Annotated in this window: 1 protein-coding gene; it reads left to right on the plus strand. The window is 61.3% G+C overall.

Annotation, left to right across the window (positions count from 1 at the left end; genetic code table 11):
• Window positions 1-183: 183 nt before the first annotated feature.
• Window positions 184-537, plus strand: a 354-nt coding sequence (locus tag DEQ92_RS21725; RefSeq protein ID WP_147299565.1) for a cyclopropane-fatty-acyl-phospholipid synthase family protein, incomplete at its 3' end; no start/stop codon positions are given.

The following is a 537-nucleotide window of genomic DNA, read 5'->3' on the forward strand; positions in this document are numbered from 1 at the left end:
CATGGTTCGGGGAGAAGTGGATCTGTCACGACATTCTCGACCGCGTTGACGACGGATACGTGACGTATCTCAGCCGGCACAAGGGGATCGACTACCAGCGACCTCGGGGGTGTGCCGACCTCGCGTACTGCGACGAGTCCGAGTACTGTTACTCGGAGGTTTCAGAACTCGAGTAGGTGACCGATGGACCAGCCTCCTCTCCGAAAGCGTATCACCGACCAGTTCTCGTATCGAGGCGAGCGAGCCGACATCTGGCGAGCGTTCGACCTGCTGCTTGAGACTGACGCATTCCTCAATCTCGGCTACTCCGAGTGGTACCAGCCACACGTCGTTGGGTCGAGTCAGCGCCGCCTCGTCACGGAAGTCGGAGCGAGGCTCGCGTCGCACCTGCCCGCCACGGATGGCGTTCGCCTCCTTGATGTTGGCTGTGGCCGGGGCGGTCCGGCGATCCATCTTGCCGATCAGTTCGGTTTCCGCGTTACTGGACTGGACCTCGTTCCGTACAATATCGAGCGAGCAACCGAGAACGCACGCAGG

Origin of the sequence: Haloferax sp. Atlit-6N, assembly GCF_003383195.1 — an archaeon.
GTDB classification, from domain to species: domain Archaea; phylum Halobacteriota; class Halobacteria; order Halobacteriales; family Haloferacaceae; genus Haloferax; species Haloferax gibbonsii.